Source organism: Ruegeria sp. C5, assembly GCF_056537605.1.
The window spans coordinates 734,069-751,133 of sequence record NZ_JBQFRX010000001.1; the positions used below are offsets into that span (position 1 = coordinate 734,069).

The 17,065-nt window shown below is 57.8% G+C and carries 20 protein-coding genes; 8 read left to right on the plus strand and 12 right to left on the minus strand.

Annotated features, from left to right (window positions below):
* The first annotated feature begins 52 nt into the window (after window positions 1-52).
* On the plus strand, window positions 53-355 hold the full coding sequence (locus ACR0AW_RS03710) for a hypothetical protein (protein WP_170509520.1): 303 nt from the start codon (window positions 53-55) through the stop codon (window positions 353-355).
* Here the strand turns inward: ACR0AW_RS03710 and ACR0AW_RS03715 are convergent.
* The 4 genes from ACR0AW_RS03715 to ACR0AW_RS03730 are packed head-to-tail and all read right to left on the minus strand — an operon-like array spanning window position 281 to window position 3,891.
* On the minus strand, window positions 281-694 hold the full coding sequence (locus ACR0AW_RS03715) for a DUF1499 domain-containing protein (protein ID WP_480438606.1): 414 nt from the start codon (window positions 692-694) through the stop codon (window positions 281-283). The two genes, ACR0AW_RS03710 and ACR0AW_RS03715, sit on opposite strands and share 75 nt — an antisense overlap.
* Window positions 695-739: 45 nt before the next feature.
* Window positions 740-1,687 (minus strand): agmatinase, encoded by a 948-nt coding sequence (gene speB / locus ACR0AW_RS03720; protein ID WP_170732385.1) that lies wholly within the window; start codon window positions 1,685-1,687, stop codon window positions 740-742.
* 59 nt (window positions 1,688-1,746) lie between these two features.
* Window positions 1,747-2,715 (minus strand): agmatinase, encoded by a 969-nt coding sequence (gene speB / locus ACR0AW_RS03725; protein WP_170732387.1) that lies wholly within the window; start codon window positions 2,713-2,715, stop codon window positions 1,747-1,749.
* Between the two features lie 12 nt (window positions 2,716-2,727).
* On the minus strand, window positions 2,728-3,891 hold the full coding sequence (locus ACR0AW_RS03730) for a M20 aminoacylase family protein (protein ID WP_170732389.1): 1,164 nt from the start codon (window positions 3,889-3,891) through the stop codon (window positions 2,728-2,730).
* Window positions 3,892-3,957: 66 nt separating this feature from the next.
* On the opposite strand from ACR0AW_RS03730, the gene mazG reads away from it, so the two are divergent.
* From mazG to ACR0AW_RS03745, 3 genes are all read left to right on the plus strand, one after another.
* The gene (mazG, locus tag ACR0AW_RS03735) at window positions 3,958-4,815 is read left to right on the plus strand and encodes a nucleoside triphosphate pyrophosphohydrolase (RefSeq protein WP_170732455.1); all 858 of its coding nucleotides are present in this window, start codon (window positions 3,958-3,960) and stop codon (window positions 4,813-4,815) included.
* A gap of 63 nt (window positions 4,816-4,878) precedes the next feature.
* Entirely contained in the window at window positions 4,879-5,817 is a 939-nt protein-coding gene (locus tag ACR0AW_RS03740; protein WP_170732391.1) for a nucleoside hydrolase, read from the plus strand.
* On the plus strand, window positions 5,814-6,263 hold the full coding sequence (locus ACR0AW_RS03745) for a GNAT family N-acetyltransferase (RefSeq protein WP_170422057.1): 450 nt from the start codon (window positions 5,814-5,816) through the stop codon (window positions 6,261-6,263). Before ACR0AW_RS03740 ends, ACR0AW_RS03745 begins: the two co-directional genes overlap by 4 nt.
* Here ACR0AW_RS03745 and ACR0AW_RS03750 read toward each other — a convergent pair.
* The 6 genes from ACR0AW_RS03750 to ACR0AW_RS03775 all read right to left on the minus strand — a co-directional run bounded on the left by ACR0AW_RS03750 (window position 6,260) and on the right by ACR0AW_RS03775 (window position 10,597).
* Window positions 6,260-6,427 carry a hypothetical protein gene (locus tag ACR0AW_RS03750; protein ID WP_170396730.1) on the minus strand — a complete coding sequence of 56 codons (168 nt, stop codon included), beginning with the start codon at window positions 6,425-6,427 and terminating at the stop codon, window positions 6,260-6,262. The two genes, ACR0AW_RS03745 and ACR0AW_RS03750, sit on opposite strands and share 4 nt — an antisense overlap.
* Before the next feature lie 102 nt (window positions 6,428-6,529).
* Window positions 6,530-6,847, minus strand: coding sequence for a hypothetical protein (locus tag ACR0AW_RS03755; RefSeq protein ID WP_170422059.1), 318 nt, complete (start codon window positions 6,845-6,847; stop codon window positions 6,530-6,532).
* Between the two features lie 122 nt (window positions 6,848-6,969).
* Entirely contained in the window at window positions 6,970-8,247 is a 1,278-nt protein-coding gene (gene eno / locus ACR0AW_RS03760) for a phosphopyruvate hydratase (protein WP_170406273.1), read from the minus strand.
* A 144-nt stretch (window positions 8,248-8,391) separates the two neighbouring features.
* The gene (locus ACR0AW_RS03765) at window positions 8,392-9,270 is read right to left on the minus strand and encodes a DMT family transporter (RefSeq protein WP_170732393.1); all 879 of its coding nucleotides are present in this window, start codon (window positions 9,268-9,270) and stop codon (window positions 8,392-8,394) included.
* Between the two features lie 136 nt (window positions 9,271-9,406).
* Entirely contained in the window at window positions 9,407-9,820 is a 414-nt protein-coding gene (locus ACR0AW_RS03770; RefSeq protein WP_170396723.1) for a Fur family transcriptional regulator, read from the minus strand.
* A 72-nt stretch (window positions 9,821-9,892) separates the two neighbouring features.
* Window positions 9,893-10,597: an endonuclease/exonuclease/phosphatase family protein gene (locus ACR0AW_RS03775; protein ID WP_170406281.1), complete on the minus strand. Its 705-nt coding sequence runs from the start codon at window positions 10,595-10,597 to the stop codon at window positions 9,893-9,895.
* A gap of 152 nt (window positions 10,598-10,749) precedes the next feature.
* Between ACR0AW_RS03775 and ACR0AW_RS03780 the strand changes: the two genes are divergently transcribed.
* Window positions 10,750-11,145: a hypothetical protein gene (locus tag ACR0AW_RS03780; RefSeq protein ID WP_170732394.1), complete on the plus strand. Its 396-nt coding sequence runs from the start codon at window positions 10,750-10,752 to the stop codon at window positions 11,143-11,145.
* Window positions 11,146-11,207: 62 nt separating this feature from the next.
* On the opposite strand, the gene ACR0AW_RS03785 is transcribed toward ACR0AW_RS03780, so the two are convergent.
* Complete coding sequence (locus ACR0AW_RS03785; RefSeq protein WP_170732395.1) at window positions 11,208-12,626, minus strand: protein adenylyltransferase SelO; 1,419 nt, start codon at window positions 12,624-12,626, stop codon at window positions 11,208-11,210.
* Between the two features lie 86 nt (window positions 12,627-12,712).
* On the opposite strand from ACR0AW_RS03785, the gene ACR0AW_RS03790 reads away from it, so the two are divergent.
* Both ACR0AW_RS03790 and ACR0AW_RS03795 read left to right on the plus strand, forming a co-directional pair.
* Window positions 12,713-13,132: a cupin domain-containing protein gene (locus tag ACR0AW_RS03790; protein WP_170611016.1), complete on the plus strand. Its 420-nt coding sequence runs from the start codon at window positions 12,713-12,715 to the stop codon at window positions 13,130-13,132.
* 4 nt (window positions 13,133-13,136) lie between these two features.
* Window positions 13,137-14,027, plus strand: a complete 891-nt coding sequence (locus ACR0AW_RS03795; RefSeq protein ID WP_170732396.1) for a fatty acid desaturase — start codon at window positions 13,137-13,139, stop codon at window positions 14,025-14,027.
* A 64-nt stretch (window positions 14,028-14,091) separates the two neighbouring features.
* Here ACR0AW_RS03795 and ACR0AW_RS03800 read toward each other — a convergent pair whose 3' ends face one another.
* Window positions 14,092-15,171, minus strand: coding sequence for an anhydro-N-acetylmuramic acid kinase (locus tag ACR0AW_RS03800; RefSeq protein WP_480438855.1), 1,080 nt, complete (start codon window positions 15,169-15,171; stop codon window positions 14,092-14,094).
* A gap of 650 nt (window positions 15,172-15,821) precedes the next feature.
* Here ACR0AW_RS03800 and ACR0AW_RS03805 point away from each other — a divergent pair.
* Window positions 15,822-16,901: a Hint domain-containing protein gene (locus ACR0AW_RS03805; protein ID WP_170732397.1), complete on the plus strand. Its 1,080-nt coding sequence runs from the start codon at window positions 15,822-15,824 to the stop codon at window positions 16,899-16,901.
* The last annotated feature ends 164 nt before the right edge of the window (window positions 16,902-17,065 follow it).

Genomic DNA, 17,065 nt, shown 5'->3' on the forward strand with positions numbered 1-17,065 from the left:
TCTATCATCCAGAGGCTTTGGTCAAGGCCCTGCCTTGTGCTAGGCTTGGGCCATGAAGCGACTGATCTTAGCCCTGACACTCATTGCGACGCCCGGAATGGCCGATGTTGTTGGCCCCGGAGGCAAAGTGCAAGACTGCTATTGCACCGACAAATCCGGCACCCGCATCGAGTTGGGAGAGATGATATGCCTGCAGGTCGACGGCCGCATGTTCATGGCCCAATGCCAGATGTCGCTGAACGTGCCCATGTGGCGCGAGGTGCAAGAGGGCTGTTTGTCGTCAGGGTTGCAGCAAAGCAAGCCATTGGGTGACCCGGTCCCGATTGACGCCGAAATCTTTCCGGCCAAATCTTAATCTGGCATAGATACGCAGCGTATCACCGTCTTGCTGCACGGTGGTGTAGTCGGGAAACCCGAATACCTTGGTACGGGTGATATAGGTGATCATGCCCTCTTCTAGAGATCCGGCCAGAACACTGGTGCGTGGTGTTGCGCGCGCAATTTTATCGAGACGCGCCAGCCCATCAGGACCGGTTTCGACGACTCGAACGACACCACCCTTCAGGTCTCGTTCCGCGTCTTCAGGGGCCACATGCCAGCGCACAGGATCTGAAGGCGCAAGTCTGATATAGGCACCCATTGCAAGGCCCACCGCAATCAACAGCCACAGCACCATTTTCATCTGCCCATTCATTCCCGCTATGCCCTGCTTACTCGGTCAGAGGATGGCGTCGCACCCCTATCGTGACGTCACTCCGGGCAGAATGCACAGCATCTCGAACAGTAGATTGGCTGCGGTCAGTGCCGTATTGCCCGACGGATCATAGGGTGGAGATACTTCGACCAGATCGCAGCCCACCACGTTCATGCCCGCCAGCGCATGGATCAACTGCAGCGCCTGCGGAGTGGTCAGACCTGCGATCTCGGGCGTGCCTGTTCCGGGTGCATAGGCCGGATCGAGGCTGTCGATGTCATAGGTGATATAAACCGGATGATCTTCGACCGTTTTGCGGATCAACGAGCCGATTTCGGTCAGGTTCTGTTGCCACAGCTCCCACGCAGGGTACTGGCGGAACCCCCAACCCTGCGCCTCGGTAAAGTCGCTGGCGGCGTAGCCCGATCCACGAATCCCGATCTGGAAGGTTTTATCGGGGACAATCAGCCCTTCCTCATAGGCACGGCGAAAGACAGTACCGTGAGTCTCACGCTCGCCAAACATTTCGTCGTTCACGTCCGCATGAGCGTCCACATGCACCAGCGCCACCGGCCCGTGTTTCGCCGCCATTGCCCTTAGGATCGGCAGGGTGATCGAGTGATCCCCACCCATCGCCACCGGGATCACATCCTGCGCCAGAATACCGTCATAGCTGTCCTTGATGATCTTCAGACTATCGGCCAACGAAAAGGTGTTGATCGCCAAATCCCCGATATCGGCAATCTGCAAGTGATCGAACGGGGCCGCCCCATTGGCCATGTTATAGGGCCGGATCATCGCGCTTTCGCTACGGATCTGCTTGGGTCCAAACCGCGTGCCCGACCGCCAAGAGGTGCCGATATCCATCGGTACGCCCAGGAACGTCACGTCCAGCCCTTCAAGCGACGACGCCTGCGGCAGGCGCATGAATGTATTCGGTCCCGAAAACCGCGCCAGATCATTGCCGCCGATGGGTTGGTTGTATTCGGTCATGTGATGTCTCCGATCCGGTGCTTCACCAAGCAGATACCGGAATTATGCCTAACCAATGGTTAAGGTTTCACCAGCTTGTTCCACCCCAACAGGCAAATGATCTGTGTTGCCACATGAGCTCCTGCAATCGCCGTCGCACCGGAGGTGTCATAGGGCGGAGATACCTCAACCACATCGCCACCTTTGATGTTGATCCCGGCAATGTCCCGCAGGATGATTTGCGCCTGAATGGAACTCAGCCCACCCCAGACCGGCGTCCCAGTACCCGGGGCAAAAGCCGGGTCCAGACCGTCGATGTCGAAACTCAGATAAACGGGCCTGTCACCCAGTATCCCTTTGATCTTCTGCGCCACCGCAGCGGGGCCGGATTCGTACACCTCACGCGAGTCGATGATGTTGACGCCCAGAGTGTCCTCATTCGTCGTGCGGATCCCCACCTGAACCGAGCGTTTCGGGTCCACGATCCCCGATTTCACCGCCTTGTAGAACATGGTCCCATGATCCACGCGGGACATGTCGTCATCGGCCCAGGTGTCCGTATGCGCATCGAATTGCAGCAGAGACATTGGTCCGAATTTCTCGGCATAAGCCTTGAGGATCGGGAAACTGATATAGTGATCCCCTCCCAGCGTGACCGAGGCGACATCTGCGGCCAGAATGGTGCGGATGTGATCTGTCAGCGTATCGGGAAAGGCCGGGATATTGGCATAGTCATAGGCCATGTCGCCGTAATCCACGATGGCCAGTTCACTCAGCGCATCAAACGGCCAGCCATAGGGTGCATCCGGCGATTGCAGCGCGCTCGCCTCACGGATGGCACGGGGTCCAAGCCGCGTTCCGGGGCGGTTGGTCACCGCCTGATCGAAAGGCACGCCGGTTACCGCGATATCCGCACCGGTCAGGTCTTTGGTATATAGCCGCCGCAGGAATGAGGTCGCGCCGCCAAAGGTGTTCTCATAAGATAATCCCTTGAGATCGGGGTTGGTGAACGCCTCATCCACCTGGTTCTTTGCATCTTCCAGTGCCATGTTTTTTCCTTTTCAGCCCAATGGCTGTGCCTTTTCGACGATCCGTGCGAAGAAGGACGCTCCGATCGGCGCGACGTCGTCATTGAAGTTGTATTTCGGATGGTGCAGCCCCGCGCCATCTCCTTGCCCCATGAACAGGTAAGCACCGGGTCGGGCCTGCAGCATGTAGGAAAAATCCTCTGCCCCCATCTCACGCCCAGCATCATCTTTCACGCGTTCCGCGCCGGATACATCCCGCGCCACTTCAGCCGCGAATGCCGCCTTGTCGGCGTCGTTGATAGTGGCGGGATAACCCTCCTGATAGTCCAGTTTGGCCTCGACACCGTACGAGGCCGCCTGCCCCGCCACGATCTGCGCCATTCTCTCTTTGACCATCCTTTGCACGGCCGGATCAAAGGTGCGAACGGTGCCGTTCAGATAAGCGGTATCAGGTATCACGTTATTCACTGTTCCGGTGTGTATCTGCGTCACCGACACCACCAGATCGTCCAGCGCATAGTGGTTGCGGCTGACGATAGTTTGGATCGCCTGCGCCATCCCGCAAGCCGCCATCACCGGGTCGCGCGTCTCATGCGGCATGGCCCCATGGCCGCCCACGCCCTGAATATTGATCTCGAAAGTATCTACTGCGGCCATCAGCGGCCCCGGCGTAGTCTCGAACAGCCCCTCGGGCCGGCCCGGAGTGTTATGGATGCCGTAAACCTCAGAGATATTGAACCGATCCATGATGCCTTCTTCAACCATCACGCCCGCGCCGCCGCCCTCTTCCTCGGCAGGCTGAAAGATCAGCGCAACCCGACCCGCAAAATTCCGCGTTTCGGCCAGATAGCGCGCAGCACCCAGCAGCATGGTTGTGTGCCCGTCATGACCGCAGGCATGCATCTTACCGGGGTTCTTCGAGGCGTAGTCCACGCCCGTTTCCTCGGTAATCGGCAATGCATCCATGTCAGCGCGCAGACCAATAGTCGGTCCCTCGCCCTGCCCGTTGATGATCGCGACCATGCCGGTTTTGGCGATTCCCTCATGCAGTTCATCCACCCCAAACTCGCGCAGACGCTCGGCCACAAAGGCGGCGGTCTCATAGCATTCGAATTCCAATTCGGGGATGGTGTGAAGGTGCTGGCGCCACTTGGCCATATCGGCGGCGTAATCGGCAATTCGGTTGACGACGGGCATCTGGGGTGGACTCCTGATCCTGACTGCGGGATGGATGCATCTGACACCGGAACGAAAGGGTTCGCAATGGCCGAAAATCCTCTGATCCACGACACGGACGCAGGTATCGAGCGTTTGCTGGAAATCATGCGCCGCCTACGCGACCCTCAATCCGGTTGCCCGTGGGATATCGAACAGGATTTTTCGACCATCGCGCCCTATACGATCGAAGAAGCCTATGAAGTCGCCGATGCCATCGAACGCGAGGCTTATGACGAATTGAAGGGAGAGCTGGGCGACCTGCTGTTCCAATCCGTCTTCCACGCGCAAATGGCTGAAGAGGCTGGGCATTTTACCTTTCAGGACGTGGTGCGCACCATGTCGGACAAGATGGTTACCCGTCACCCACATGTCTTCGGTGATGAGTCCCGAGACAAGTCGGCGGATCAACAGACAAAGGACTGGGAAACCATCAAAGCCGCCGAACGTGCGGGCAAAGAACAAAAAGGTGCATTAGACGGTGTTGCCGCGAACCTGCCCGCCTTGCTACGCGCACATAAGCTGCAGAAACGTGCCGCGCGCGTAGGGTTCGACTGGCCTGACGCCAGCCATGTGCTCGCCAAGATCACCGAGGAAGCCGCTGAGCTGGAAGAGGCGCGCGACAGCATGGATGCCGACGCGCTCGAGGATGAATTCGGCGATCTGCTGTTCGTGATTGTCAACCTCGGCCGCCACTTAGGCATCGAACCCGAGGCCGCCCTGCGCCGCACAAACGCCAAGTTTACTCGCCGTTTTGAGAAGGTCGAAGCCCGGCTGGCCGAACGCGGAAAAACGCCGTCGCAAAGTGATCTGGCCGAAATGGACGCGCTGTGGGACGAGGTGAAAATCGAGGAACACCGCGCCAACGGCAAACTCCCGCCGGTGGATGCTCCGGCAGGCACGTAATTCGGCTAGACAAGTCCCGCGACACTTGCGAGTGTCCGACCTTCACGGCCCCCGGAGACCCCCATGCCCCGCAAGATCATAATCGACACCGATCCCGGACAGGACGACGCCGTCGCCATTCTTCTAGCGCTAGCCAGCCCCGAAGAGATCGAGGTTTTGGGTATCACCGCCGTCGCTGGAAACGTGCCTTTGGAGCTGACCGCCAAAAATGCCCGCATCGTGTGCGAGTTGGCGGGGCACACCGAAATCCCCGTCTACGCCGGATGCGATCGCCCCTTGAAACGCCCGCTCGTCACCGCCGAGCATGTGCATGGTAAAACAGGGCTCGACGGCCCTGTTTTGCCAGATCCTGAAATGCCTCTGGCCGAAGGTCACGCGGTCGATTTTATCATCGATACCCTGCGCGCACATGAGCCCGGCACGGTGACGCTCTGCCCTCTGGGGCCGCTGACGAACATCGCCACTGCCTTCCAAAAAGCGCCCGACATCATCGACCGGGTGCAGGAAATCGTCCTGATGGGTGGTGCGTATTTTGAGGTTGGAAACATCACACCAGCAGCCGAATTCAACATTTATGTCGACCCGGAAGCTGCTGATATTGTGTTTAAATCCGGCATTCATGTCGTCGTAATGCCATTGGATGTCACACATGATGCGCTGGTCACACCCCATCGCAATGATGCATTCCGGGCATTGGACAGCAAGGTTGGCCATGCAGTGGCAGAGATGACCGATTTCTTCGAACGTTTCGACAAGGAAAAATACGGATCGGAGGGCGCACCGCTGCACGACCCCTGCGTCACCGCCTATCTGATCCGACCCGAGTTGTTCTCGGGCCGCCACATCAATGTTGAGATCGAAACCCAATCAGAATTGACGTTGGGCATGACAGTGGCCGACTGGTGGCAGGTCACTGATCGCGCACCAAACGCCATGTTCATGGGTGACGTGGATGCCCAAGGTTTCTTCGACCTGCTCACAGAAAGACTTGCCCGCCTATGACCGCCGCACTCCGCCTTGCCCGCCCCGACGATCTGGACCGACTGATGGCGCTGGTCGCAGCGTTTCACTCGGAATCCGGCATCGCGCAGGATGACGAGAAACGTCGCAACGCGCTGGCCCCACTGCTGGATGGAATACCCCATGGGTGCATATATCTGATCGGTCCGGGCCGCGCGCCGCTGGGCTATGTCATCCTCACCTTCGGCTGGTCGGTCGAGTTTGGTGGCATGGATGCCTTTGTAGATGAGATTTACATCCGCCCCGCCGTTCGCGGACGCGGTATCGCCACCGAAGTGCTGCATGATCTCCCCAAGGCGCTGGCCGAGGCCGGTCTGACCGCCCTGCATCTTGAGGTCGACCGAACCAACGAAACCGCGCAGAAACTATATCTGCGGTCAGGCTTCAAACCGCGCGATCGCTACATGCTGATGAGCAAATCGCTTTAGCGCGATTCCCCCCGGAAGATTACCGCCGGATTTGCCATTTCCTGCACCGGATCATCCTGCGAAACCTGCATCCCTGTGATCGGATAGGTCCCAGGCTCTGAACATGCGGCCAGCATTCCCGCGCAAAGCATTGAAATTACGAGAAAGACCTTTGAAGCAGACATATCGTCCCCCTTTCTGCAATGCTTGCAGACTATCGGGAGTCACAGCGCCGCAATAGGAACAAGTTCACACATAACGACATTTATGTTTGTTTAGCTTAACGATCAGCGGCAGTTCTTATTGAACGTCTGCTCCATGGTCTTGAACTGCCGGGGCACGCGTTTGGGTTTGGGCAGCGCATTCAACTGTTCAGTTATGTTCTCACCGGTGTACCAGGACTCGAACAATAATTCTTTGATGTCATCGTCCAAAACCGTATTGGCGACGTTATAGGTGCACAGGCATTCCTCCATCGTGACCTGCCCGCTGGGATCGCCTTCCACCATTTTCTGGCACACTGCCTGAGGCGGACGATCAGCCCCTGCAAGCTGAGGCAGGATCAATAGCGCGCCAGCGCCAACGATGCGTTTGAATGTTGTCATAAATCGCCCTCTCCCATCTTGGCCTTCGATGCCCAGCTTAGACGGATCGGTAATGACTCAAAGAAAAAAATGGCCCCGGCGTTCTACCGGGGCCTGATCTGGTTTTACCAAGTACGCCAAACTCAGCGCTTCAGGATCGACGCGCCGGCGTATTCTGCGACCTCACCCAGCGATTCCTCGATGCGGATCAGCTGGTTGTATTTGGCCAACCGGTCCGACCGCGCCAGCGAGCCGGTTTTGATCTGCCCACAGTTGGTCGCCACAGCCAAATCGGCAATGGTGGCATCTTCGGTCTCGCCCGAGCGATGCGACATCACGTTGGTATACCGTGCACGGTGGGCCATATCGACGGCGCGCAGAGTTTCGGTCAGTGATCCAATCTGGTTCACCTTAACCAGCATCGAGTTGGCACAGCCACGATCGATCCCCTCTGCCAAACGCTCTGGGTTGGTTACGAACAGGTCGTCGCCGACCAGTTGTACTTCGTTGCCGATGGCATCGGTTAGCGCTTTCCAGCCATCCCAATCGTCCTCGGACATACCGTCTTCGATCGAGATAATTGGGTAATCTTTGACCAATGTCGCCAGATACTCAGCGTTCTCCTCTGAGGTCAGCGAGATGTTTTCACCCGACAGAACATATTTTCCGTCGCGGTAGTATTCGGTGGCGGCGCAGTCCAGCGCCAGATGGATCTCTTCGCCGGGTTTGTAGCCCGCTTTTTCGACCGCCTGCAGGATGAAATCCAGTGCCTCACGGGTCGAAGCGATGTTAGGTGCAAAACCACCTTCGTCCCCCACTCCGGTGGCCAGCCCGGCAGCCGACAGTTCGCGCTTGAGCGTATGGAACACCTCCGACCCCATGCGCACGGCTTCGCGGATATTCGCGGCCGAGGTCGGCATGATCATGAATTCCTGAATGTCGATCGGATTATCGGCGTGCTCACCCCCGTTGATGATGTTCATCATCGGAACCGGAAGAACGCGCGCAGAAGTACCGCCAACATAGCGATACAGAGGCTGCGTGGTGAAATCCGCCGCCGCCTTGGCCGTCGCCAGCGAGACACCCAGGATAGCGTTCGCGCCCAGACGGCCCTTGTTCTCGGTCCCGTCGAGTTCAATCATCGCCTGATCGATGGCCACCTGCTCGGTCGCGTCAAAGCCCACCAGTTCTTCGGCGATCTCACCGTTAACGGCAGCAACCGCTTCCAGCACGCCCTTGCCCATGTAACGAGATTTGTCACCATCGCGCTTTTCCACCGCCTCGTAGGCGCCGGTCGACGCCCCTGAAGGCACAGCGGCGCGGCCCATGGTGCCGTCTTCCAGAATCACGTCCACTTCGACCGTCGGGTTGCCCCGGCTGTCCAGTATTTCGCGTGCGTGGATGTCGATGATCGTGCTCATGATACGGGTCCCAATGATGCCAACGGTTGCATGCCTCATACCAGCACGCGGCGAAAAGTAAACCGTTTCCGTTATCGCTAACACTTATATTTTTCGGCCTTTAGGGCTAACAGTTTGCTGTTTGCGCCAACAGGTCGCGGGCGCTTAGACCACTGCCAATGCCCGCGCCAGCTGGCGTTCTCGAATGAAAGTATACAGACCTGATCCGATAATCAGACCGGCACCGGCCAACGTCATGCTGTCGGGGCGTTCGCCAAACATCAGCATCCCGGCCGTGATCGAGAACACCAACCGAGTATACCGAAATGGCGTCAGCGCTGAAGCTTCGCCAATCCGCATCGCGGTTACGATGCCGTAATAGCCCAATACGCCGAACCCGATGGCACCCAGATAAGGCCCGATCTGCGCAGCTTGCAGCGGCACAACGGGCTGTGCTGTGAACACCATAAGGGCCGCACCAGCCAGCGCCACTCCGATATAGGCCTGCAATGCGACGACCGACGAGGCCACACGAACATCCAACCTGCGTGTGATCAGATCACGTGCCGCGATCGCAACGACCGAGACCAAAACAAACAGAGATTCCGGCTGGAATCCCTCGAACCCGGGGCGGATGATCATCAAGACGCCGACAAAGCCGATGCCGATGGCGCTCCAACGACGCCAACCGACCTGCTCACCCAGAAACAGTGCTGCCCCCATCGTGACAAATAGAGGCATCGCCTGAAAAACCGCCGCCACAGTCGACAGATCAACAAGTGACAGCGCGGTCACGAAGCTGAGCGCACCAAAGGCTTCGGTCCCGGCACGGATCAGCGGCAAAGGTTGCCACGCGACCGGGTCGAAGATGCGTTTGCGTGTCGCCATAGACATAAGCGTAAACACAGCCCCGCAGATCAGACCCAATGCGATCATGATCTGCCCGGTCGACACACTGACCGAGAGATGCTTGATGAACATGTCCTCAAGCGCGAAGGCCGCCATCGAGCCGATGATCAGCAAAATGCCGTTTACGTTGTTCATGCGCGTTTCCATTGGAACAGGCCGCTGACAGGCGGACCTTTCCGGCAGCAAAACCGCAACCTTTGCGACGTCGCAAGCAGTATTACGACATGTTCGATGAAATCGCGTTCACCGACCGATCGATTTTCGTGATGTGTCAGTCTTTTTCCAACGGTACGCCGTACAATTCTAGGCGATGGCCTTTCAGCCTGTAGCCAAGCTTGGCCGCAATCTTTTCTTGCAGAGCTTCTATCTCAGGGTCGACAAACTCGATCACCTCGCCTGACTGCATGTCGATCAGGTGGTCGTGGTGATCGCGCTCCGCATCTTCGTACCGCGCGCGCCCGTCGCCGAACTCCAGCCGCTCAAGTATCCCGGCCTCTTCGAACAACTTCACGGTACGATAGACTGTCGCGATCGAAATGCCCGCATCTTCGGCTGAAGCACGGGCATAAAGCTCTTCTACATCCGGGTGATCTTCGCTTTGCTGCAAGACCTGTGCAATGGTCCGCCGCTGGCCGGTCATGCGCAGGCCCTTGGCTTCGCAACGGGCGATAATCGTGTCGGACATGGTGACCCCCGGAACTGTTCGGTGTTCTGTCTTAATATGTCTACGCGCCCTGCGCCACAGACGATTTTGCGGTCAGGCGATGCGTCGCAGATCGGCCCAGACCGGCAAATGATCCGAGGCGATATGCGCGGGCCGCGCATCATGCACCCCGTGCAGTGCAGCCTCAAGCCCCTGACCCACCGCGATTCTGTCCAGTGCCCCCAATGGCTGCGCGGCCGGGAAGCTTGGAACCGGAGGAAGAAACTGCATGTCCGGGGCCAAATGATCTAGAACAGGCTGGCGTGACCATTCGTTGAAATCCCCGGCCCAGACGGTGGGCATGTGTTCCAGATCAGAATCACATCGACGGATATGACTGATCTGTTGACGTCGCGACGCCGGCAAAAGCCCAAGATGCATCCCCATCACCCGCAAAGGCCCGATCTGCGTATCAAACTCGACCCGCACGGCGCCGCGGGGCTCCAGACCCGGCAAATCATGATGACCTGCCTGGCGCACCTGAATGGCATCCCCACGCCAGATCACCGCGTTGCCATGCCAACCGAGACTACCGGCACCGCCCAGGTCCACGATCTGCCACCCGGCCTCATCCAGCATGAAATGTGGCAAAGCGGCAGGACGGGGCGGCAATCGTTTGTCCGCCTCCTGCAAAACAACGATATCGGCCTGCATGCTTTCGATGACCTGCAATATCCGCTGCGGCTGCCGCCGGAAATCGAGTCCCACGCATTTCTGAATGTTGTAACTGGCAAGGCGCAGGGTCGAGCGGTAGGTCATCGGCACACTTAAACTGATTTAACCCAAGATCGCCAACTGGTCGGACAAGTGCAAGCCGAACCCAGCGCTGAATGGCAACGCGCCGCTTGCTCCGCTAACATTTGTGCAAAACGGCCTTGAGCCCGCGCAGTCCCTCGGCCACCTTCACGATCATGTTCATAAGGTTTGTCCATCCGATCAAGATAGAAGATATGGACGCGCGTCAGGGGTTCTTCTGCGCGGCCTACGACCTGCGCGACACTGCCGCGCTGGATAAATACACATTCGATCGAATTAAGGCGCTGCTGGTTTGGTTCCGGGAAAACCTTGAAATCCCCTATCGGTTCAACAGGACAAAATCTAAAGGCGCCTTTCAGCGCAACACCAAAGGCCTCAGCTGGTTCAAACCCGAAGCCAATGAGGTTTTGGGCAAGTCGTATGAGATGGTCGCACTGCTCAAAGAAAACGGATACCAGATCGATACTCTGCGATCAGACCGGATCGGCTACATTGTCTATGAAGATGCGTGTCAGGTGATCGCCGAACCCTTTACAGACACGCCCCGATAGCCTCGAAACCTGAAACTTCAAAAGTTTCAGGCTCGGTTTCTTCATAAGAAACCGTCTCTTTGTTACGTACCGCAGAATGTCGCGTGTACGACCTCGTTCTTCGCCGGAGGGCGCATCAGGTCAGCTGATTCTGGTTGATCCTCATACGGCCGTAACAGCACTTCATTCAGCCGATTGAACGGTGCGTAATCGCCCTGCACCGCAGCCTGAATCATCTGCTCCACCCGATGATTGCGTGGAATGAAGGCCGGATTGGCCACATCCATCACGTCCGAAGGCGCATCCTCACGCGCCAAGCGTTCCTGCCACCCCTTTGCCCATTCGTCAAAAGCCGCCGGGTCGGTAAACTGGTCTCGCGCGCGGTCGCTGCCCAGCGCGCGGAACGTGTTTGTGAAATCCGCCTGATTCTGCGCCATCCGCGTCAACAGGTCCGAGATCATTTCAAGATCCCCCTCCTCTGCCCGAACCAATCCGATCTTGGCCCTGAAATGTTCCAGCCAATGTGCCTGCATCAATGCAGGCATGGCATGGACAATTTCGGTGGCCTCTTCGACAGCTGCATCCTTGTCCTCAAACTGCTGAATTAGGGCCGTTGCCAGCTGCGCCAGATTCCAAACCGCAATCTCAGGCTGGTTCGAGTAGGCATACCGCCCCATCCGGTCGATCGAGCTATAGACTGTATTCGGGTGATAGCTGTCCATGAACGCACATGGGCCATAGTCGATCGTCTCACCGGCGATCGAGCTGTTGTCAGTATTCATGACCCCGTGAATGAAACCCACGCTCATCCATCGGGCGATCAACCCGGCCTGCGCATCCCGAACCGCGCGCAACAAACCCATAGCCCCGTCCGCCTCAGGATAGTGGCGCTGAACGGCATATTCAGTTAGCCGTTGCAGGCTCTCTAACTGCCCTCGCGCTGCAAACACCTGAAACGTGCCCACCCGCAAATGGCTTTGCGCCACACGTGTCAATACCGCCCCGGGCATCGGACCCTCGCGCAGCACGATCTCTCCGGTTTCAACCGCTGCCAAGGCGCGCGTGGTGGGAATGCCCAGCGCATGCATCGCCTCGGAAACCACATATTCGCGCAAAACCGGCCCCAGCCAGGCACGTCCATCTCCCTGGCGCGAGAAAGGTGTCTGCCCTGAGCCCTTCAATTGAATATCCCGCCGAATCCCGTCGGATCCGACCGTCTCACCTAACAAAACCGCGCGCCCATCTCCTAGCTGAGGGTTATAGGTGCCAAACTGATGCCCGGAATATAACTGCGCCAGCGGCTCGGCCCCTTCGGGCACAGTATTGCCCGCAAAAGCCTGCGCCATCTCTTCAACGTCGCCCGGCGCAATCCGCAACAGTCGCGCCAGATCACTGTTGAAGGCAACAAGCTTTGGTGCACGCACAGGCACGGGCCCCTGCCGCGCAAAGAAGGTGTCCGGCAGGCGAACATAGCTGTTGTCAAACGGGATCGTCAAAGTCATGCGGCAAACATATGCTCTGCATACACAATTGCCATAGCAGATCGTGCGCGTGCGTGCATAATCCCACAAACAGACCCGAGGCTTCCATGACCGCGCAAGACATCATCCAACACCTGAACCTGCAGCAGCACCCCGAAGGCGGCTGGTTCAAAGAGACCTGGCGTGCCGACAATCCCGGCCGTGCCACCGGCACTTGCATCTACTTCCTACTGGCAAAGGGTGAGCGCAGCCACTGGCACAAGGTAGATGCGACCGAGATCTGGCTCTACCATTCCGGCGCTCCGCTGATCCTCTCGCTCAGCGCCTCCGATACAGGCCCTGCCAAAGACCACACCCTCACACCTGATCTGACCCAAGGCGCACCGCAGCTTATTGTACCCAAGGGCCATTGGCAGGCGGCGCGCAGCAGTGGAGACTACACGCTAGTCAGTTGCACTGTTTCACCGGGATTTGAATTTGACGGGTTTGAGCTCGCGCCACCCGGTTTTGACATTCCAGGAGTGTAATTCCATGGACCACCGCGCCCTGATCGCCGCGATCCCGCCCGAGACCAAGGACAGGCTGCAACAGCGGTCAGACACGGCAGGTCTCAGACATCTAGCGATCTATTTCGGCGCTTTGACAGCAACCAGCACCGGTATCATCCTACAGGTTCCCCTCTGGCCACTATTGCTCCTGCCGCAAGGCCTATTGCTGGTTTTCCTCTTTACGCTCAGCCACGAATGCACCCACAAGACGCCGTTCAAAACCCCTTGGATCAACGAAGCGGTTGGGCACCTTGTCTCAATTCCCATCTGCCTGCCGTTCACATGGTTTCGCTACTTTCACCTTGCCCATCACAAATGGACAAACCACCCGGCCAAAGACCCGGAACTTGGCGGCAAACCCCGCCCCGAAAACTGGCGCAGCCTTGCGATCTATCTCAGCGGCTGGCCATATTGGACGGGTATGGCCCGTGTGTTGACCGACAACGCGCGCGGCAGGATTGACGCCGCTTACCTGCCAACCCGCCAGCACCGCGCCATACGAACCGAAGCCCGAATATTATCTACACTATATGCCCTGGCCGCACTCAGCCTGTTCTTCAGCCCCTTGTTGTTCTGGCTCTGGCTTCTGCCCGCCCTTATCGGCCAGCCTTTCCTGCGCCTATACCTGCTGGCTGAACACGGCCTCTGCCCGCCGGTGGCAAATATGCTCGAAAACTCCCGTACCACCTTTACCAATCGAATGATCCGATTTCTGGCCTGGAACATGCCCTACCACGCGGAACACCACGCCTTTCCAAACGTGCCTTTCCACCACCTTCCAGCCTTCCACCGCTGGACCCAGGCACACCTGCAATCCACCTCGGACGGCTACACCGAATTCACCCTGGATTACGCCCGCGCCCTAAATCGCTAGATCCGCCTCTTCATCTGGCCAAAAATACCTCGGGGGAGTCGCGCAGCGACGGGGGCAGAGCCCCCTACCCGCTCACCACGACACCTTTCGCCGGAGACGAGACGACACCGCCCCCGACCAGCGCACTTACCCCGGTGGTACCCGGGCAAGAGGTCGGCAATCCCCGCGCCACACGCACGGCAAGGTAGGCAAAGGCCTGCGCTTCCAGCATGTCTCCGTCCAGCCCAACCGCCTCAACCGGCTCGACCGGGCAATCCAGCGACACGCGCAGCATTTCGATCAGCACTGGGTTGTGACGTCCGCCCCCGGTCACCAACATACGGGCGGGTGGCTTGGGACAATGCTCCATCCCCTGCAGCACACCCGCAGCGCTCATCCCGGTCAACGTGGCCACCGCATCCGCATCGCTCAGCTCGGTCACCAGACCGATCATTTCCGAGAAATCATTCCGGTCCAGCGATTTGGGCGGCATTCGGTTGAAATAGGGCTCGGCCAGAAACAGCTCCAGTGCGCCGGCCTCGACCGTACCCTCTCGGGCCAGCGCGCCGTCCCGATCCATCGGCAACCCCAACCGCGCCTGCATCAGATCGTCAACCGGCGCGTTGGCGGGTCCGGTGTCGAAAGCCAGCAACGCCCCTGGCGCTTCAGGCCCGTCAAAAGACGGGTCAACATAGGTGAGGTTCCCAACACCGCCCAGATTGAGGAAACACAGCGGCTCTTCCGCCCCGATCCATTTGGCGCAGGCGAAATGAAAGAACGGGGCCAGAGGCGCACCCTCTCCGCCCAGCGCCACATCATCGCTGCGAAAATCCCAGACCACCGGCAGCCCCAAAGCCTGCGACAGACCCAGCCCGTCACCCACCTGCAACGTGCCACGCCCACGCGGCTCATGTGCCAATGTCTGACCGTGGAAGCCGATCAGGTCGACCTCTTCGAACTCTGAAAGAACCTCGGCATGTGCCCGGGTCACCAATTCAGCCGAAATATCAACCTTTGGTCCATGCCAAAGCCCCAGCGCCGCGCGCAGTGTGGCACGCTCTTCTTCGGAATAAGCGCGATACCCGCTGGGACCAAAGCCGAATATCTGCTGCCCATCGGTTTCAACGACCGCAGCGTCCACACCGTCCAGCGATGTGCCCGACATGGCCCCCAACGCTCTGATCGCCCCCGATTTGCTGATGACCCTGCCCACGCCGACCTCGTATTGCGTCTCTCCACCCGTTTCGCCGGGTTCTGAGCACAACCTGCACGGTAATGCAAAGCCAAGGCAAGACACATCATGCGCGAGCTTCATTTTTCTTGGAAAAGGTGCCTTTTCCTTGCCTCTGCCCCCGCCTGTACCGTGCGCCGCTACAAAATTCCGAAAGGTACGAGACCGCGAATGAAGGCGACAAGGCGTTCCCAAACGCAGCGCAGTTCCGAGTGCTCATGAAAGAGCTGTACAAAGTCCATTACCACATGTTCGCAGATCGCTACAGCAGCTGCCAAGCTCTCCCAAGAATGCCCGTCGCCGGTTTCAGTGTTCCACTTGATCTGAAGCACCTACGATCATTCCATATAGCTCAGCTTCGTCAGATTTTCATTGAAACAAAGCGACTGAATAATGGCCGGTACTTTGGGATGTTCAGTGCAATAAAAGCGCAGGCTCAAAACCCCGGATATTCGCAAATGTTGCACCAATGCTTATAGATGAGATACTAATATGCAGCAAAGCACAGACAACAAATTGAGGACGGGTGAGTAGGTTCATACCGCTTAGTAAAAAGCGGCAGTGAATTGGCCTGAACAGGGTTTATGCCAAACATATACGGTGCATTTCGGACGGACACGACTCTGACCACGAACCAGGCCCAATTCGGCGGCGTTGGAACGACATTTCAGATCTCCGCGTACAATACGATCGAAATTACTGATGGTGTTGACCCCAACACCATCGAGGGAGACGGTGTAAACAACGAATTCCCAGACGACCCCACGCAAACCTATCTGGGGAATGCAATTGCCTGGGACTACAATTACATAGTCACGGATGGCACCAATACCTATACGATTGGCGTTTTCGACTATGATTCCAGCGGCAACGGCGCGTTTGGCGGCGGAGCCGAGCAAGGATTCTTCATCGGCTTTTTGGGAGATGTCCCCCCGCTCAACACAACACTGACGATCACGGCGCTGGGTGACGGTGCCTTCGCCAGTCCAGTCGTAAATCTGCCCGTTGACGACTTTGTTCCCTGTTTCACCAGTGGCACGAATATTCGGGTAAGGGGTGGTCATAAGGCGGTCGAGGATCTGAAAGCCAGCGATGAGATCGAAGTGTTTGATCCCACGGGTGATGGGCCCGGATTTGCCACCCTGCTGCGAGTGTTTCGCCGTACGATATCTGCCCCGGAACTGGCCGCAAACCCCAAACTGCGCCCAGTTCGTATCAGCGCCGGAGCGTTAGGTCTGGGCTTGCCTCAGCGTGATCTTGTGGTGTCCCGGCAGCACCGGATGCTGGTGTCTTCGAAGATTGTCGAGCGTATGTTCAGGACTTCCGAAGTTCTGGTACCCGCCGTCAATCTGACTTCGCTGCCCGGTATTTTCATCGACCAGGATGCCCAGAGCGTCGAGTATTTTCACCTTCTTTTTGGACAGCACGAGGTAGTCTATGCCGAAGGCGCACCATCGGAAAGCCTGTTTACCGGACCGGAAGTACTCAAGGCCATCAGTGCAGAAGCACGAACAGAAATCCTGAGCATATTCCCCGAGATAGCAGAACTGGAGTTTGCCCCCAAGCCCGCCTGCCCGATCCCATCCGGGAAACTGCAAAAGCAACTGATTGAACGCCACATCAAGAATGAAAAGCCGCTTCTGTCCAGACACACTGCACGCTAGAACCAGAGGTTATCCGGCAGGACTTGGTACGCTTCAAAGACTGACGCGATATACTGGATTTCGCTATGCGTTATTTCTTCGCGTTTCCCTCAGAAAGCTTATCCGCAAGATTCTTTCAATACGGACTGCACTTGCTCGCCAATGACTGGACATTCCGCGAGACT

Bases quoted from the DNA above. Each gene is read 5' to 3' on its own strand.
- ACR0AW_RS03710 (WP_170509520.1), top strand. From the start codon at position 53: ATGAAGCGACTGATCTTAGCCCTGACACTCATTGCGACGCCCGGAATG.
- ACR0AW_RS03715 (WP_480438606.1), bottom strand. From the start codon at position 694: ATGAATGGGCAGATGAAAATGGTGCTGTGGCTGTTGATTGCGGTGGGC.
- speB (WP_170732385.1), bottom strand. From the start codon at position 1,687: ATGACCGAATACAACCAACCCATCGGCGGCAATGATCTGGCGCGGTTT.
- speB (WP_170732387.1), bottom strand. From the start codon at position 2,715: ATGGCACTGGAAGATGCAAAGAACCAGGTGGATGAGGCGTTCACCAAC.
- ACR0AW_RS03730 (WP_170732389.1), bottom strand. From the start codon at position 3,891: ATGCCCGTCGTCAACCGAATTGCCGATTACGCCGCCGATATGGCCAAG.
- mazG (WP_170732455.1), top strand. From the start codon at position 3,958: ATGGCCGAAAATCCTCTGATCCACGACACGGACGCAGGTATCGAGCGT.
- ACR0AW_RS03740 (WP_170732391.1), top strand. From the start codon at position 4,879: ATGCCCCGCAAGATCATAATCGACACCGATCCCGGACAGGACGACGCC.
- ACR0AW_RS03745 (WP_170422057.1), top strand. From the start codon at position 5,814: ATGACCGCCGCACTCCGCCTTGCCCGCCCCGACGATCTGGACCGACTG.
- ACR0AW_RS03750 (WP_170396730.1), bottom strand. From the start codon at position 6,427: ATGTCTGCTTCAAAGGTCTTTCTCGTAATTTCAATGCTTTGCGCGGGA.
- ACR0AW_RS03755 (WP_170422059.1), bottom strand. From the start codon at position 6,847: ATGACAACATTCAAACGCATCGTTGGCGCTGGCGCGCTATTGATCCTG.
- eno (WP_170406273.1), bottom strand. From the start codon at position 8,247: ATGAGCACGATCATCGACATCCACGCACGCGAAATACTGGACAGCCGG.
- ACR0AW_RS03765 (WP_170732393.1), bottom strand. From the start codon at position 9,270: ATGAACAACGTAAACGGCATTTTGCTGATCATCGGCTCGATGGCGGCC.
- ACR0AW_RS03770 (WP_170396723.1), bottom strand. From the start codon at position 9,820: ATGTCCGACACGATTATCGCCCGTTGCGAAGCCAAGGGCCTGCGCATG.
- ACR0AW_RS03775 (WP_170406281.1), bottom strand. From the start codon at position 10,597: ATGACCTACCGCTCGACCCTGCGCCTTGCCAGTTACAACATTCAGAAA.
- ACR0AW_RS03780 (WP_170732394.1), top strand. From the start codon at position 10,750: ATGTTCATAAGGTTTGTCCATCCGATCAAGATAGAAGATATGGACGCG.
- ACR0AW_RS03785 (WP_170732395.1), bottom strand. From the start codon at position 12,626: ATGACTTTGACGATCCCGTTTGACAACAGCTATGTTCGCCTGCCGGAC.
- ACR0AW_RS03790 (WP_170611016.1), top strand. From the start codon at position 12,713: ATGACCGCGCAAGACATCATCCAACACCTGAACCTGCAGCAGCACCCC.
- ACR0AW_RS03795 (WP_170732396.1), top strand. From the start codon at position 13,137: ATGGACCACCGCGCCCTGATCGCCGCGATCCCGCCCGAGACCAAGGAC.
- ACR0AW_RS03800 (WP_480438855.1), bottom strand. From the start codon at position 15,171: ATGTCGGGCACATCGCTGGACGGTGTGGACGCTGCGGTCGTTGAAACC.
- ACR0AW_RS03805 (WP_170732397.1), top strand. From the start codon at position 15,822: ATGCCAAACATATACGGTGCATTTCGGACGGACACGACTCTGACCACG.